This window comes from Streptomyces tendae (assembly GCF_008632955.1).
Taxonomy (GTDB): domain Bacteria; phylum Actinomycetota; class Actinomycetes; order Streptomycetales; family Streptomycetaceae; genus Streptomyces.
The window spans coordinates 344,245-358,185 of record NZ_CP043959.1 but is presented as its reverse complement, the minus strand read 5'-3'; the positions used below and the strand labels follow the sequence as shown (position 1 = coordinate 358,185).

General features: G+C 67.5%; 14 protein-coding genes. 8 read left to right on the top strand and 6 right to left on the bottom strand.

Features of this window, described 5'->3' with window-relative positions; translation table 11 throughout:
- Window positions 1-65 precede the first annotated feature (65 nt).
- A complete protein-coding gene (locus F3L20_RS01700) occupies window positions 66-3,029 on the bottom strand; it encodes an AfsR/SARP family transcriptional regulator (RefSeq protein WP_240810818.1) in 2,964 nt (987 codons plus the stop codon).
- 106 nt (window positions 3,030-3,135) lie between these two features.
- On the opposite strand from F3L20_RS01700, the gene F3L20_RS01695 reads away from it, so the two are divergent.
- Window positions 3,136-3,519 carry a hypothetical protein gene (locus F3L20_RS01695; protein WP_150151434.1) on the top strand — a complete coding sequence of 128 codons (384 nt, stop codon included), beginning with the start codon at window positions 3,136-3,138 and terminating at the stop codon, window positions 3,517-3,519.
- 658 nt (window positions 3,520-4,177) lie between these two features.
- Here F3L20_RS01695 and F3L20_RS01690 read toward each other — a convergent pair.
- From F3L20_RS01690 to F3L20_RS01680, 3 genes are all read right to left on the bottom strand, one after another.
- Complete coding sequence (locus F3L20_RS01690; RefSeq protein ID WP_150151431.1) at window positions 4,178-4,978, bottom strand: HNH endonuclease; 801 nt, start codon at window positions 4,976-4,978, stop codon at window positions 4,178-4,180.
- A 7-nt stretch (window positions 4,979-4,985) separates the two neighbouring features.
- On the bottom strand, window positions 4,986-6,191 hold the full coding sequence (locus F3L20_RS01685) for a restriction endonuclease (RefSeq protein WP_240810817.1): 1,206 nt from the start codon (window positions 6,189-6,191) through the stop codon (window positions 4,986-4,988).
- Between the two features lie 344 nt (window positions 6,192-6,535).
- Entirely contained in the window at window positions 6,536-7,288 is a 753-nt protein-coding gene (locus tag F3L20_RS01680; RefSeq protein WP_150151425.1) for a hypothetical protein, read from the bottom strand.
- Between the two features lie 381 nt (window positions 7,289-7,669).
- Here F3L20_RS01680 and F3L20_RS01675 point away from each other — a divergent pair, with 381 nt between their 5' ends.
- Complete coding sequence (locus F3L20_RS01675; RefSeq protein ID WP_167534443.1) at window positions 7,670-8,161, top strand: DUF4365 domain-containing protein; 492 nt, start codon at window positions 7,670-7,672, stop codon at window positions 8,159-8,161.
- Between the two features lie 619 nt (window positions 8,162-8,780).
- Window positions 8,781-9,371: a hypothetical protein gene (locus tag F3L20_RS01670; protein WP_150151419.1), complete on the top strand. Its 591-nt coding sequence runs from the start codon at window positions 8,781-8,783 to the stop codon at window positions 9,369-9,371.
- Window positions 9,372-9,499: 128 nt separating this feature from the next.
- Here F3L20_RS01670 and F3L20_RS01665 read toward each other — a convergent pair whose 3' ends face one another.
- Both F3L20_RS01665 and F3L20_RS01660 read right to left on the bottom strand, forming a co-directional pair.
- Window positions 9,500-10,306, bottom strand: a complete 807-nt coding sequence (locus F3L20_RS01665) for a protein phosphatase 2C domain-containing protein (protein ID WP_167534442.1) — start codon at window positions 10,304-10,306, stop codon at window positions 9,500-9,502.
- 2 nt (window positions 10,307-10,308) lie between these two features.
- Window positions 10,309-11,154: a sigma factor-like helix-turn-helix DNA-binding protein gene (locus F3L20_RS01660; protein ID WP_150151416.1), complete on the bottom strand. Its 846-nt coding sequence runs from the start codon at window positions 11,152-11,154 to the stop codon at window positions 10,309-10,311.
- Between the two features lie 421 nt (window positions 11,155-11,575).
- Here F3L20_RS01660 and F3L20_RS33880 point away from each other — a divergent pair, with 421 nt between their 5' ends.
- The 5 genes from F3L20_RS33880 (at window position 11,576) to F3L20_RS01640 (ending at window position 13,881) form a co-directional block, all read left to right on the top strand.
- The gene (locus F3L20_RS33880) at window positions 11,576-11,749 is read left to right on the top strand and encodes a hypothetical protein (RefSeq protein WP_167534441.1); all 174 of its coding nucleotides are present in this window, start codon (window positions 11,576-11,578) and stop codon (window positions 11,747-11,749) included.
- A gap of 92 nt (window positions 11,750-11,841) precedes the next feature.
- Window positions 11,842-12,111, top strand: coding sequence for a DUF6284 family protein (locus F3L20_RS01655; protein WP_150151413.1), 270 nt, complete (start codon window positions 11,842-11,844; stop codon window positions 12,109-12,111).
- 62 nt (window positions 12,112-12,173) lie between these two features.
- Window positions 12,174-13,217 carry a conjugal transfer protein gene (locus F3L20_RS01650; RefSeq protein ID WP_240810978.1) on the top strand — a complete coding sequence of 348 codons (1,044 nt, stop codon included), beginning with the start codon at window positions 12,174-12,176 and terminating at the stop codon, window positions 13,215-13,217.
- A complete protein-coding gene (locus F3L20_RS34375; RefSeq protein WP_150151407.1) occupies window positions 13,217-13,567 on the top strand; it encodes an RRQRL motif-containing zinc-binding protein in 351 nt (116 codons plus the stop codon). The genes F3L20_RS01650 and F3L20_RS34375 overlap by 1 nt, the downstream gene beginning before the upstream one ends.
- Window positions 13,564-13,881, top strand: coding sequence for a hypothetical protein (locus F3L20_RS01640; RefSeq protein WP_150151404.1), 318 nt, complete (start codon window positions 13,564-13,566; stop codon window positions 13,879-13,881). Before F3L20_RS34375 ends, F3L20_RS01640 begins: the two co-directional genes overlap by 4 nt.
- The last annotated feature ends 60 nt before the right edge of the window (window positions 13,882-13,941 follow it).

Genomic DNA, 13,941 nt, shown 5'->3' with positions numbered 1-13,941 from the left:
CCCACGAGGACCCCCGGTCGCCAGAGGTGAACGACCGGGGCCTCGTCCTTCTCCGACGGGCGTGATCACCCGGGACGCACGGGGTCCTCGCCGGGACCGAGCCCTTCGACCGCCTGAGCGTGCTCCTTGGGGTACTTGTGGGCGCCGGGCACCGCCAGCGCGGTCCGGAACTGCTCCCGGGCCTCGGCGAGCCGCCCGGCCGCCCGGTAGGTGCGGCCCAGCCGGCACCGCAGGTCCATCTCCCGCCGGTCGCGGTCGGGATCGTCGAGCGGAGCCGGTGTTCCGAGCTGCGCGAGGGCGTGCCGGAATACGGCCGCTGCGGCGTCGAGGTTCCCCGCCTTGTGCTCCGCCGTCCCGAGCCGGGCCAGGGTAAGGGTGTGGAGCAGGACGTCACCGGTCCGCTGGACGAGGTCCGCCACCTGACGGAACAGGACTCTGGCCGCCGACGGGTCGAGATAGAGATGGAGGTCGAGGTTCGAGGTCAGCGCCCTGCTCATGGCCCGCGGCCGGCCCATGGCCCTGCCCCGGGCGTGTGCGTCGCGGAAACAGGCGAGTGCTTCCTCGTCCCTGCCCTGGCCGTGGCGGACGAAGCCGAGGGCGAAGGAGGCCATCGCGACGAGCCAGTGGTCGTCGTAGCGCTCGGCCAGTTCCCGGCCCGCGACGATCCAGGACGCCCCCTCGTCGCTCCGGGCGGCATCCGGTCCCGTGGCGCCCAGCCCGGTCATCGCGCCGAGGCCGACGAGGGCCCGTCCCTCCTCGTGCCGCTCCCCGCGCTCCCGGCTGAGGTGGAGCGCACTGCGCAGGTGGCGGAAGGCCTCGGGGAAGCGTGCCCGATGGGTGAGCGTGTAGCCGAGACAGTTGTGCAGGGCGGGCGCCATCCGCCGGTCCGCCACCGCGTCCGCATGGGGTAACGCCGTCTCCAGCGCCGCCTGGCACTCGTGGAGGCGGCCCCGGCCGACGAAGTGGTCCGTCAGGGCCTCGGCGATCCAGCAGGCGTGGTCGGCCCGGCCGTACGCCACCGCTTGGCCGACGACGTCCACCAGCTCCCCGCCGGCCTCGTCCAGCCAGACCGCGGCCTCCCGCCAGTCGGTGAACGACGTCGCGGACGGTTCGGGACCGGTGGGATAGCCGCCGGCTCCCCAGTCGCTGCCCACCCGGGCGGCGTCCAGGTAGAGGCGGAGCGCCGCCTCGCGGGCGGTGCCGGCCTCGGCGGGTACCGCTGCGGCCAGGCGCCGCGCGTGGACCCGGACCAGGTCGTGCAGCCGGTAACGGCCCGGCAGGGGCTGCTGCAGGAGGCTCGTGTCGACGAGACTCTCCAGGATCTGCTCGACGTCACGGGCCGGCCGCCCCAGCATGGCCGCCGGGGTCCGCACGTCGAACTCCACCGTCGGCACCACGCCCAGTGTCCGGAAGCCCCGCTGCTGCTCCGGCGGCAGCTGGTCGTACGACAGCCGGAAGGCCGCCTCCACACTGCGGTCACCGGCGCTGAGCTCCACGAGGCGCCCCTCGTCGCCCGCCATCCGGTCCACCAGGTACGCCAGCGTCCAGGCCGGCCGGGTCTGCAGACGCGTGCCCGCGATACGCAGCGCCAGGGGAAGCCCGGCGCACAGCCGCACCAGTTCGCCCGCCGCCTCCGGCTCCTGGTCCGTGCGCTCCCGCCCGACGATCCGGCGGAGCAGCGAGGTCGCCTCGCCGGTGCCGAGGGACTCCAGCGTGATCCGTCGGCCGGCGTCCAGCCCCGCCAGCCGCTGCCGGCCCGTGACGATCACCCTGCTGCCGGGACCGGCGGGCAGCAGCGGCCGGATCTGCCCGGCGTCCGCGGCATCGTCGAGGAGAAGCAGCAGCCTCAGCGAACTGGTGACGGCGCGCCAGGCCGCCATGAGGTCGTCGAGGTCGTCCGACACCTCACCGCCGTCCGCACCGATGGAGCGCAGCAGTCGCCGCAGCACCCGTTCCGGTGCGGGCCTGCCGCGTTCGGCGCTGTGGGCGTGGAGATCCACGAACAGGCACCCGTCGGGGTAGCGGTCGCGGATCCGGTGGGCGGCCCGGACCGCGAGGGCGGTCTTGCCGACCCCCGCGGCACCGTCGACCGCCACCACGGACACCGCGTCGTCGGGGTCCGGGGATGTGAGCGCCGCCAGCTCGGCCTCCCGTCCGACCAGTTGCCCCGTGTCACCCGGCAGTTGGTTGACGGAACGGCGCGCCGGAACCGGCTGGGTGAGAACGGCCGCCCGCACCGCGGGGCCGAGGAGGGAGACGTCGTCCTGACGCAGCACCGCTTCGTGGACCCGGCGCAGTTCCTCGCCGGGGTCGACCCCGAGTTCGTCGCTCAGGCGTCTGCGCATGTCCTCGTACGCGTGGAGCGCCTCCGCCTGGCGTTCGCCGCCGTAGAGGGCGCGCATCCTCAGCGCCAGCATCGACTCGTCGTAGCGGTCGGAGTCGGGCAGGGACGCCAGGTCGTCCAGGGCGTCGCCGTACCGGCCGAGGTCGACGAGGCAGGCGAGCCGGGCCAGCCGCAACGTCCGCCGTCTCTCCAGCAGTCGCTCCCGCTCCGCGAGGGCGAACGGTCCTGACAGGTTGGCCAGCGGCTCCCCCTGGAACAGCGCGAGTGCCGTGTCCAACTGGTCGGCCGCGCCCGCGAGATCACCGGACGCCTTGGTCCGCAGCGCCTCGTCGCCCTGCTCGGCCAGGTCCGCCAGATCTAGCCGGACGTCGTCCAGCACGAAGCGGTACCAGCCCTTGCCGCTGCGGATCACCGACTCCGTGTGCCGGGTTCCTGTGCGGTCGAGCGTCCTGCGCAGCGGATTGACATGACTGGCGAGCACCTTGGTGCCGGACGCGGGCGGATCGGCACCCCACACGCCGTCGAGCAGTTGCTCGTGGCTGACCACGGCCCCGTTCCGGAGCAGCAGCGCGGCCAGCACGGTCTGCCGTCTGACGGGCCCCAGATGCAAGAGGGTCCCGTCGCGCCAGGCCCGCAGCGGCCCGAGCACCTCGATCCGCAGCCGATGAGGGAATTCGCCGCCCACCCCGAGCCTCCGCTCCCGCACTTCATCGGTATTTCATCAGCATTGCAGCACCTCCGGACACAGTGACCGATGCGATCACGCACAACCCGCACATCCGAAGGGACCCATGGTGACCGGAGTGGAACTGGTGGCCACCGCGTTGACCACGGGCGCGGCGGCCGGGCTGACCGGCGCCGCCCCCCGCGGAACCGTCCACGAACTCCACGACGCGCTGAGGGCAGCGGTCCGCCGCCGTCTGACCGCCTCCGACGGCCCGGGCGGGAGAAACGGCGTACGAGTCCTCGACGCCCATGCGACGGACCCCGATGTGTGGGGGACGCGACTGCTCCGCGTCCTCGTCGCCTCCGGGGCGGGAGAGGACGAGGAGATCCTCGCGGCGGCCCGCGCACTCCTGCGCGCCGAGCGCCTGCCGACCCGCCCCACGCGGGGCGCGCCCGCCTGGCCCACCTCTCCGGAGACAACACAAAAGACCAGGTCGGCAACTACCTGACCTGGTCTTTGAAGAGAGCCGCCTTCGGGATTCGAACCCGAGACCTACGCATTACGAGTTGTCCGATCTTGGTCCGGGGACGTCCGCGAGCGTCTGTGGAGTCGGCTCCGCGCCTGGTCACGAGGGTTGTTAAGCCCTGGCGGACATGAGCGGACAGACCCGGAACGGGTGGCAAGCGAGACCGCAACTGAGACCGCGCCGCCTTCGTCCCCTTCGGCAACAAGCCTCCAGCGTCGCCCGTCGACAGCTCCCAGCGGCGACGACCTACAAGGGCTTCTGATAGACCTCAGGCATCGGGTGCCCCGTACCTGCGCGCCACTGGTGCCGCTGGGCGTTGTACTCCGTGTCAGCCTTGATATCGCCGCCACGAGATTTGGCGCCGCACTCGCAACGCCAGTGCCAATTGGGCTCGTTCTGGGACCAGTCGTACCCGGAGTCTGAGGCGGACTCTGACTGCGCCGCAGCATTCTGAAGCGCACGCCGAATGATCAAAGCCCCGGCCACGACCACTGCGGCCGTCGCGCGACCGGCCCACCTTGGAATCCCCATGCGCCGAACCGTAACGCCTCGCTGCTCTCTACACGGAGAGGGCCCCGGAACTGGTCCGAGGCCTCTGCGTCCTGCTGCAACCGTGCTGCGGCCCCGTACGGCCTGGTGGTCAGCCCTTCTCGCCGAGGCGCTCGGCCAAATTTCCGATGACTCGGTCACGGTCTGGCGCAGCCAGTCGGCGTGCGCGGTCGTATGCCTGGTCGACCCGGGACCGCGGTCGCTCGCCCTTCCGCATCCATTCGAGAAGCTGTCCTGCTTCTTTGGCGGTGAGCCGCTTGAGCCCAGCCAGGACTTCGTCGAGCTGTTCCGGGTCGGGGACCTCATCACGCACAGTCTCGTTGCAGCGGGAGCACTCAGTGCGCCAGTTGCTGAGATCGTCCCGGGCCCCTCGAGACTTCAGCCGCTCCTGCGGAACCAGATGACCGATGGTGAGCCGGACCCGTTCCCCGTCCTCGTAGTACGTATCGTCGGGCCCCAACCCGCAGATCCTGCACCGCGAACCGTCCTGGTCCATGACCAGGCGGCGGATGCGGGCGCTGGGGGCGAACTTCTTGTACTTGTCCCTCTCACCGGGAAGCCAGATCTGTCCGCCCTTAGCCTTGAGCCGGTATTCGTCCTGAGCCAAGGTGCTGTCGGTCCGCTGGGAGGGGATGCTCCAGTCGCATTTGCGGAGTTCTCGCAGGCGCCGGTTGAGGTGCTCGGCGTTGTCGGCGATATCCGGCCCCAGGGCAGCACGCAGCTCCCGCATCGTGAACGTGTCACCCAGGCTCTTGTTGAACCACAGCCAGGCGGCGAGGCGCTTCTCCTGGCCGAAGGGCTTCGCCTTTGTTCCGGGCTGGATGGTGAGGTCCCACCACGGCGTCCCGTCAGGCGCTCGGGTCTCGTCGTTTTCACTGGTCTCGACAGGCATATGCCAATCATCTGCCACGCGCAGGATCTTGCCCAGCGGTTCGATCGAGTCTCTGCTCCGAGCCCGCCTGAGTCCGAGGGAAGCTCTGTTGCAGCCAGTCCTTCACCGCCGCGGGAGTGGTCCTGCCGTGCTGGCGGAGCGCGTCTGTGATGTCACGCCCGCAGACCAGGGCGATCGGATGCCCGTCTTCGTGTACCTCGCTCTGGACCTGCTGGTTGAAGTGCGAGGTGGTGACGAGGACTCCGAAGTTCCGGTGTCGAATGCGGGAGATGAGCCGGGAGACTTCTCTGACCCCAACGCTGTTGCCCGGCCCGTAGCACTTGGCCTCCAGGGCGAAGTCGATGCTGATGGGAGCTGCCGACGGCCCGAGGACGTACGAGCCGACGGCATCGCGGCCACCGTCCCGGCTGGGGCGTGTCACGTCCACCGTCCCGGTGGCCGGCGCAATCAGACGCCAGATAGCCACGGCACAGGCCTCGAACTCTGTTTCGCGCCCGCGGAAGTACTCCCGGATTTCCGACAGGATGGCTTCGCCGACCGGATCGCTGGGCAGCTGCTGAGCTGTCGAGCGTATGACCGTCGTAGCAGGGGCCAGCAGCGGCCTGTAGACACGGCTTTCTACCCAGGTCCGCCAGGCTTCCGGACAGTCGCCCCCGAGAGGATCTCCACCCGCCAGCAGGTGGCGGATCCAGGTACGCGGGACACTGGCTTCGGCCAACACCGTGAAGCGGGCGCGGTAGTTCTGGAACCGGCGGGCGCCAGATGCCCGCCAGATGGCGGAGAGTTCATCGTCCGGCGCCAGAGTCGGCCCCCCGGGCGCTAGCAACCCGCGGAAACGGACACTCCGGCCAGGCGTAACCTTCTCGAAAAGCAAGAACGGCGGCACGCCGCTGGCCCGTTGCTGTGCGGTGCCATGTGAGAGCTCGAAGGCATCGCGCAGCAGCACGTTACCCTTGCGCGGCGTCTCGTGAAGCCCCCTACCCGGGGTCCGGTTGTCGCCGTAATAAGTGAAGGTACCGGTCTCCACATCCAGGTGGTCCGGCCAGTCCACAGCACCGCCACTGGTGTACAGCACAGCCAAGCGGACGGTCCCCTGCGCCGGCGACCCGGCGTAGCGAAATCCTCCCTGGTTGCCGGTACCGGGGACCAGCTTGCTGATGGGGTCATCGCCAGAGTGCCCGAAGGTCCCACCGGCGTAGACCGCGTCAATCACCAGGTCAGCGTCACCAAGGTGCTCGAACCGGGTAGTCGGCTCGGCTGAGCGGGGCGCAGAGACCATGGTGTACGTCTATCAAACGTCAGTGTCCGACGCCGATGATCCCCATAAAGCATCCCGAGTCAGAAGCGCGCATCACGAGTTGTCCGAACTTGATCCGGGACTGTCCATGAGCGTCCGCCATCAGACTCAGGCCACAGGCCAGCCCGACCTCGGGCTGACGCGGATCGGTGAACAGCTCCGGATACCTGCCTTACTGAGACCTATGGGGAAGCTGGCCCGCCCCTTACCTCACAGCACGCGGTTGGTATGAGATCGGCAGTCAAAGTCGGTACAGGTGGTCATGATGAGGACGCTGATCCTGCCTGCGCTCCCACAGCGCCATCTGTCGGAGCTCCCACAGGCGGACCTGCGATCACCGCCTTCGCCAAGTCTGCCAACACTTCGGCCCTCTGCTCAGCTTCAAGACCCCCGTCCCGCACCATGCGCTCAGCGGCGAGGTACCGCGAGAACTCCAAAGGTTGCTCAAAGTAGGCATGCAGATGCCCCGCAGCGACTTCCGCCGACTTCACGAAGGTTCGGCTCACATAGCCAGCTAGAGCCGCGGCCACCGCGCCCAGGCCGCCAGCGACAACAGACCCAGCTGTCGTGCTCGCCCTGAGAGCCACCACAACGAAGGCCACAAGCAGCACGAACCCCGCTCCGCTGGCCATCTGCGCGTTCCGGAAAGATCGCCTCGCTTGCCCCAGCGCGATCTCGTGATAGAGATCCAGACGGGAGTGTGTAACGCCCCATAGCGCTGGCAGTGTCAGGGCCGCTCCACCGTCGTCCTCGTGTGTGCTGGCTTCCTGGGCGTGGCGGCGGAGCGCCTCACCCAACAGGCGTTCGGCGTCGCGCAGCCGCTCTCTCCCCTCAACGACATGAGGGCTCTCGGTACCCACCCGCGCCATCGACAGCAGGCCCAGAACAAACCCCCCTAGGGCCAGCAGCAAGCCGGTGAGGCTTACTACTTGAGCAGCACCCAAGGTCACAGCGCGCGTCCGAATCAGGACCACGCCCCCAACTATTAGCGCACTGCCGACCACCATCAGCACACCTGCAAGGTTGCGGCGCCATCTCATGGACTGGCCACGCGCATCAGTCGACGAACTTCTCCCCATAGCTGATCAGCTTGAGGCCGCCATGACGAACCGTCCACAGATCCAGACAAGGTGATCTTCGGGGGGATGGAGAAGGCAACCGCCGGCAGGGGGAAGACCTGAGGAAGACCCCGAAGGTGCGCGGGTGTCAGTGCCTCGCATTAACGTTCGACTCATGATGACGACCCAACCACTCCCCGTAGCGGCGCAGTTGATCTACTCTCATATGAGACGACATGGAGGGTGTCTCGTATGGGGGGTTCGCGGGAGGCGGACGGCGGCAAGAAGCCCCGGGCTCAGAACATCAGAGCAGTACACCCGCGCACCGTCACGAAGATGATGGAGCAGCTCCAAGAGGGGTACGTCTCCAGTGTGGCCGCGAGCGCCGGCTGCTCGGCTGAGGTGATCGGCAAGGACACCTTCGGAGTCGATGTCCAGTTCATTCGACCTGCCGCCTCGCATGTCCAACAGGAGGCCATGCTCTTCGCTCAGCTGAAGTGCACCACGCAGGTCACCCCCGACCGCGACACCAAGTCGTTTCAGTACAGGTTCTCGAAGCGGGAGTACTTTGAGGGCCTGGCCGCCCCGCGCACGTACCCGAAGAAGATCCTTATCGTCATGACGGTGCCGTATGAACAGCTCTCATGGACGGAGGTTGTGGACGGCGGCCTACTGGTCAAGCGTGAGTGCTACTGGACGCACCTGGAGGGCCAGACGTCAGCTCTGGTCAAGCCGGTGATCGACGTACCAACAGAAAACCTGTTTGATGCTGCTGCATTAGTCAAGATCATGGAAAGGCAGGACAGGGGTGAGACACTTGATGGATAACGTCGAGACCGCGATCCCCGAGAATGTCGATCCACGCAGGCTTCAGGTAGTACTCAAAGACCTAGGCTGGGAGGAAGTCGGGGGTCGCGAAGGCATTTACGCCCGATACTCACCATCTCGATCGGCAGGCTCTTCCTCGACCACGCCCAGTGTCCTCATCCCACTCGACCAGTCAGCGTCAGATTTCCGACTTCTTATGCGCTCAGCGTTGCTTCAGCTGTCACGTGAGCACGATTTTTGGACTCGGTCACTCTACCCCCGGATTGCACTGTCTTCATCAGATGAGTTTCGATTTAGGAAGGAATCACGAGCACCGAGCGGACTTATCTCCTGGAGGAGCGGCGAGCGCCTTATCGAGTCTGCACGTAGGACGCTGCTGGCTGGCGCCAAATACTACCTGGGCCCCGAGCGGCACTACGTAAACCGGCACGGGAGGTTCGCCAGCCGGTATCTGGATCGAGTGATGATGGGCCAAACGGCACCGGGGAGCTATATCGTTACGGCCCTGGCGCCACCTGATGATGAGGTAAGCCTCAAGCCGTCTCCCGGCGCCCTCCCGTCCGCCTGGGACCCAGGAGTCATTCGCCTACGCACGGTCAATGAAGCAGTTGCGCATGCCGTGGGAGCGACCGTCGAAGCCTTGGAACACTACAGGTCAAGTGGTTCCCTCTCGGGATTTGAGAGCGGCGTAGTGGATGGCATTTCGTACGAAATGACCAACGCGATTCTCGGTATCGCCACAAATGCCGATGAGGCCGATCTGACAATTGAGTGGGATAAGACATCGGCGCCACCTACCAACCTGGAGAATCGCTTCGAGTTCCGCGCATCAGACGTCCCCACGCTGGCGCAGGCCGCGATCAAACTCGCCGAGGACCAGTCGATAAGCCAAGTTTCGATCACTGGTCGAGTCCACCTGCTGGCCAAAAAACAAGCAGGAAGCCCCGGCGTATTCGGCGTAGATTCCCTGCTATCTACTGGCCCTCGAAAGGTTCGGGTGAGACTCGCGGATGACGAGGACTACCACGAAGCAATTAGAGCGCACGAGGAAGATCTAGCTATCCAGGTGAGTGGGAGACTTGAGAAAGAAGGAAACTTGAGTTGGCTTTATGACGCCACGGTGATCCGAACTCTTGGCCCCCTCGATGAATACGAGACATCGCGACGCTCCCACTCCGAGGCAAATACTGATCAGCTCGACCTGTTCTAACGTGCCCGGAGGGCAAGCTGCGAGCCGCTCACATACAGAGCCTTCAAGGCAAGCGTGCCATCCACCTACTGTACGGCGCGCCTGCCTCAAGGCTCGCAGCGGATTAGAAGGTCACCTCGGCACGGCCATCACCATTGACAGAACGCAACGGACGCGTCGTCGCCCGACTTGTAGCGCGGCCAACGCCGACCCGTCGGATCCGTGGCTTCCACCTTCCGAACCTCTCTGAGTAGCTCGCGCGGTCCGTCCGCTCGCAGCATTGCGAAGACTTCAGCCCACGTTGCCATTGCGTACTCCGTCACGAGACGCGAAGCGCCGTCGGACAGAACGGCGGCGGCACGTACTGCCTCAGCGGCCGTGCTGCCCACGATGGCGTGAGAAGCAGCCTCGGGATCGGCTGCCGCTACCCAGTAGCCGGTGGAGGTATTGCGACTCTGTCGCTGTGCGGTCACGAACCGTCGCAGAGCTTTTTCGTGCTCCACCGTGTGAGTCTCGTACTGCTCGACCTCGGCTCTCAGATCCGGAAGGACTTCATCGACACGGAGATCAGTGATCACAGTGAAGTCATGATGTTCTTCAAAGACAACTGGCGAATCCGCCAGGACTAGGTGATCGAGGTACCCGCCCCGTTGACGGAGAACGGAAACCGTGGCTGAGGGTGTGCCAGGGTTCTTCAAGTCGCATCCGGGATGTAGCGCCGCCACCCGTTCGATGGCCTCGGCCAGACCAGCCGCCAAGGAGACACTGGTATTTGCTAGGGCAGCCACGAGTTGGCTGCCGAGGTGGGACACGTACCACGGCACACCATGGCGACACCCCGTGTCCAGGCCTGCCGTACTGAGTCCATCCAGCACAACAGCGAGTGTCGGCGTGCCAGCCACCCAGTCTTCGTTGGGTGCGGAACCACCGGGTTGGGTTTCAATGGCAACTTGCATGATCAGCCCTCGTGTCGGTACAGAGGAGTCACCCTGCGGCTCTCCAGCACTTCCAGGGTGTCGGGGTTGTAGCGGCACGAGATCAGCGTGGAGAAGCGCTTCGTGCGGACCTCTCGGTACAGCTCAGCAAGGTTGTTGTCCAGGTAGTGGACGACTCCGTTCGCACCGATGGCATGGATGCCGGCCACGTAGAGGAAGGTGCCGCGACCATCGAGCCGCGGAAGGCGACCGAGATAGCCGAAGTCACCATGGGTTCCGTCCTCGTCCATCGGCGACCGGTACCGCTGCCCGGTCTTCTGGTCAACCAGGTGCCAGGCGTGATCCTTCTCAAACCGTAGGTAGTCATCCCCCTCCAGCACCTGAGCCACGATGGGCGACAGGCGGGGACCGCACACAACCACATGGTTGTCACGGTTCAGGTTGACGATGCCGGACGGCGGAATCACCTCGTACTGCGCGTCCAGCTTCATGCCGCTCAGCAGCTTCCGCAGGTGCTCGAAGTTGTCGAGGTCCTCCCTGGCCACTACCTCGCCCGGGTTCTGCTCAGGCCCCTTCCCGGCCTCGTACTTGCCTCCGAGGGAGACGGTCACGAGGTCGGTGCCGAAGAACGCTCGCTCCGGGGGCGGGCCGGCGGATGCCAGCTGGCCGACACGCCCACGGCTCACACCCAAACGAGTAGCGATCTCCGCTTGAGTCATGCCGGACGCCTGCGCTTCTTCGATGGCCTCGCGGCGGATGCGAGACAGCTCAAGCACCCACCCCTGATACGTCGCCATCAGGTCGATTGCTGCCTTAGCCCGGTCAACGGGCTCCGCAATCCCAGCGACTCGCTCCATGTCGTCGTGCACGACTCTCCAATCATCGCCTAGGGGGGCTATCCGACTGTATCGCCAGAGGGGGTTGCGCGCACCCATAGGTTTGCTTACCGTACCTATCACGCAATGACGCAACCCCCCCTAAGCAAGACGGGGGGCGTTGTTGTGGCTGTTCGACCTGCACTACCAGGGGCCCGGGACAGAGCGGGCCGAGGGCGCACCCGACCCTTGTCATTCGGGAGGGCTTAGACCGAAAGGTCACGTCTCCATACGCCTGAAACGGGAGCTCGTGTTCCCGAAGGAGATACCACGCACCTCAGCCTCTCCGCAGCTCATCGGCTGCGGCCGGTTGCCTCCGCTGCGCGTCTCGTACGTGCGGCGCCGAGGGGAGCCGGTTCCCCGCCCACCTCGGGCGGGCCGGTCGTCCACCCTTCCCAACCGAAGAGGGCCAGGCATGCGCCGGATCACCAACCCCAAGCACATCTACGTCGACCATGTCGGCACGGTCGTCGACTACGAGGGCGAGAAGCACTTGATCACCGACGTGGGCGGCGGCTGCTTCAAGATCGTCCGCCTGCGCGACGGCTACGGCCGCAACGTCGAGATCCGCAAGATCGTCCGCCACTGACAGCGGACCCCATCCCACAACGGCGCGCCCCCGGAGTTGCAGCTCCGGGGGCGCTGTTCGGGCCGTTTCACCTGCTAGGGAGACCACGACCCATGAGCCACATCGTCACTGTTCAGGAAGCTGTTACCGCGTTCGGCGACTTCATGGAGCCGACGGACGCGGAGCTGGACGCGATCGAGCGGGAGATGCCCGTCATCCTGGCGGACGTCGACCTGCTCGACGCCTACATCACCGCCCTGGACCGCACGCCGACCGAGCTGGACAACCGGCGCATCCGTCGGGCCCGCCGCCGCGCGCTCGCCGCCCGTCTCGCCCAGCTCAACCAGACGGACGGCGCGAGCCTGCCGGGAGGTGCCGCGTGAGCACCCCGGACCGGTCTCTGACCCGCGCACAGATTGCCGTGATCACTGCCGCGTTCGTGCCGATGCTGGCCACGGGCGTGTTCGGCGGGATCGGCACCTACAGCAACATCGGCCACGCCTACGGCAAGGGCACCGCGCTCGGTGCGCTCGCCGCCGGTGAGGGCGCCACCGCCGTGCTCGCCCTGGTGCTGCTCGGGCTGACCATGCTGGGCCAGTCCTCCCCGCGCATCGTCCGCGTCGGCCTGTGGGCGCTGCCGGCCGCCGCCGCCGTCATGGGCGCGATGGCCGCCCCCGACCTCGGGCGCACGGTCATCTACGCCCTGACCCCGATGGGCATGTCCGTCTCCGCCGAGGGGATGGCGTTCCTGGCCCGGCGGATCGTGGTGCACACCGACGGCCGGGACGCGGAGAACGAGCGCCGCACGGCCGATCTGGTGCAGGCTCTCGCCTACCACCGGGCCCGCGCCGCCCACCACCCCAGCGATCGGGTCAAGAAGCGGTCCGAGCGCAAGTCGTGGCGGCTGGCCCGCAAGGTCGGGGTCGGCGACGCCACGCTCGGATCGAGGCTGCTGGACGTGCAGCGCGACCGCGTCACCGCCGGCGCTGACGCTGCCCTCGCCTCGATGTTCGGCACCCCCACCCTCACCGCCACCACAGGCACGAATATGGAGGAATCCACCGAGTCCGTGAGGAAACGGTCTATGGCTGACGTGCCGGAATCGGCTCCGCCCGCCCCGGTGACGCTGACCCGGCTGACCGTGCCGGAACCGGTCGCGGTCGACCTGGGCAAGTCGATTCCCCCGCTCAAGCCGATGCCCGCCATCCCCGCCCCGACCGACCCTGCGCCCGCCGCACGGCGGCCGGTGGCGGCGGAGTCGAGTCGGCCGCGTCGGGCGACCGGTCGACTTCCCGAGGTGGCCCGATCGCCCCGACCCAAGCGCACCTGGGAGCAGTTGCTTGCTGAGGCGCGGGCGGCGACGGCCGACTGGCCGGACGCCAAGGTGTCGGCCGAGGGCATCCGCCGAACCATCCATACCTCGCCCGCGAACGCCCGCAAGTTGCGCGACACCCTCCTTGCCGAGCGCGCCGTGGTTGAGGCCGCGTGATGGGAGCGCTGCCGGTGTTCCGGTGGCGCCTCGCACCGGACGGTTACGCCACCCGCCGCCAACTCCGCGCGCTCGGGCTGCGGCCCGGCGGCCAACCGGTTGCGGCGCAGCTCGAACGGCCCCGCCGTCGTCGGGGCCCGCTGGTGGCCTACCTGTATCGCGTCGACCTGGCCGTGCCGGTCCGTCCAATGACCCCGGCACGGCGGGCGGCGCTGGAGAGGGCCAACCGCGCGCGTCGTACGTGTCCGTCCTGCCGGCGTGATGCCGGATACGTCATCCCCGCAGCGCTGGGCTGTTGCGTGCCCTGCGCCTACCCCGACCCGCGCGGGTCGGAAGGGAGCACACCGTGAGCAACGCTGACATTCGCCGTCTGGACCGCGAGATCCGGCACACCAACAAGAAGCTGGAAGCGGTCCGGCGGGGGGAGTTGTGGCCGCTGTCCGGCCGTGAGCGCCGCGCGATGGCCCGCGCCGCCGCGAGCGGCACCTACCGCCTCGCCCGCGGCCGTTCCACCGGCCGCGCGGAGCAGCAGCTCGAGTCCACCACGTCCGCTGCGGAGATGCGGCTGACGGCGGAGTTGAACGCGCTGCACGGCGAGCGGCAGCGGCTCATCACCGAGGCCGCCCGCGCCAAGGCCGCCAAGAAGTCATCCGGCTGGTGGTGACCAGCCCCGAAACGCGCCGGGGTGGCCGCGCTTTCCACGGCCCCGGCCACCCCGGCTCTC

Coding starts and splice junctions, on each gene's coding strand:
- F3L20_RS34375 (WP_150151407.1), top strand. CDS start 13,217: ATGGGAGCGCTGCCGGTGTTCCGGTGGCGCCTCGCACCGGACGGTTAC.
- F3L20_RS01655 (WP_150151413.1), top strand. CDS start 11,842: ATGAGCCACATCGTCACTGTTCAGGAAGCTGTTACCGCGTTCGGCGAC.
- F3L20_RS01665 (WP_167534442.1), bottom strand. CDS start 10,306: ATGCAAGTTGCCATTGAAACCCAACCCGGTGGTTCCGCACCCAACGAA.
- F3L20_RS01650 (WP_240810978.1), top strand. CDS start 12,174: ATGCTGGCCACGGGCGTGTTCGGCGGGATCGGCACCTACAGCAACATC.
- F3L20_RS33880 (WP_167534441.1), top strand. CDS start 11,576: ATGCGCCGGATCACCAACCCCAAGCACATCTACGTCGACCATGTCGGC.
- F3L20_RS01695 (WP_150151434.1), top strand. CDS start 3,136: ATGGTGACCGGAGTGGAACTGGTGGCCACCGCGTTGACCACGGGCGCG.
- F3L20_RS01675 (WP_167534443.1), top strand. CDS start 7,670: ATGATGGAGCAGCTCCAAGAGGGGTACGTCTCCAGTGTGGCCGCGAGC.
- F3L20_RS01690 (WP_150151431.1), bottom strand. CDS start 4,978: ATGCCTGTCGAGACCAGTGAAAACGACGAGACCCGAGCGCCTGACGGG.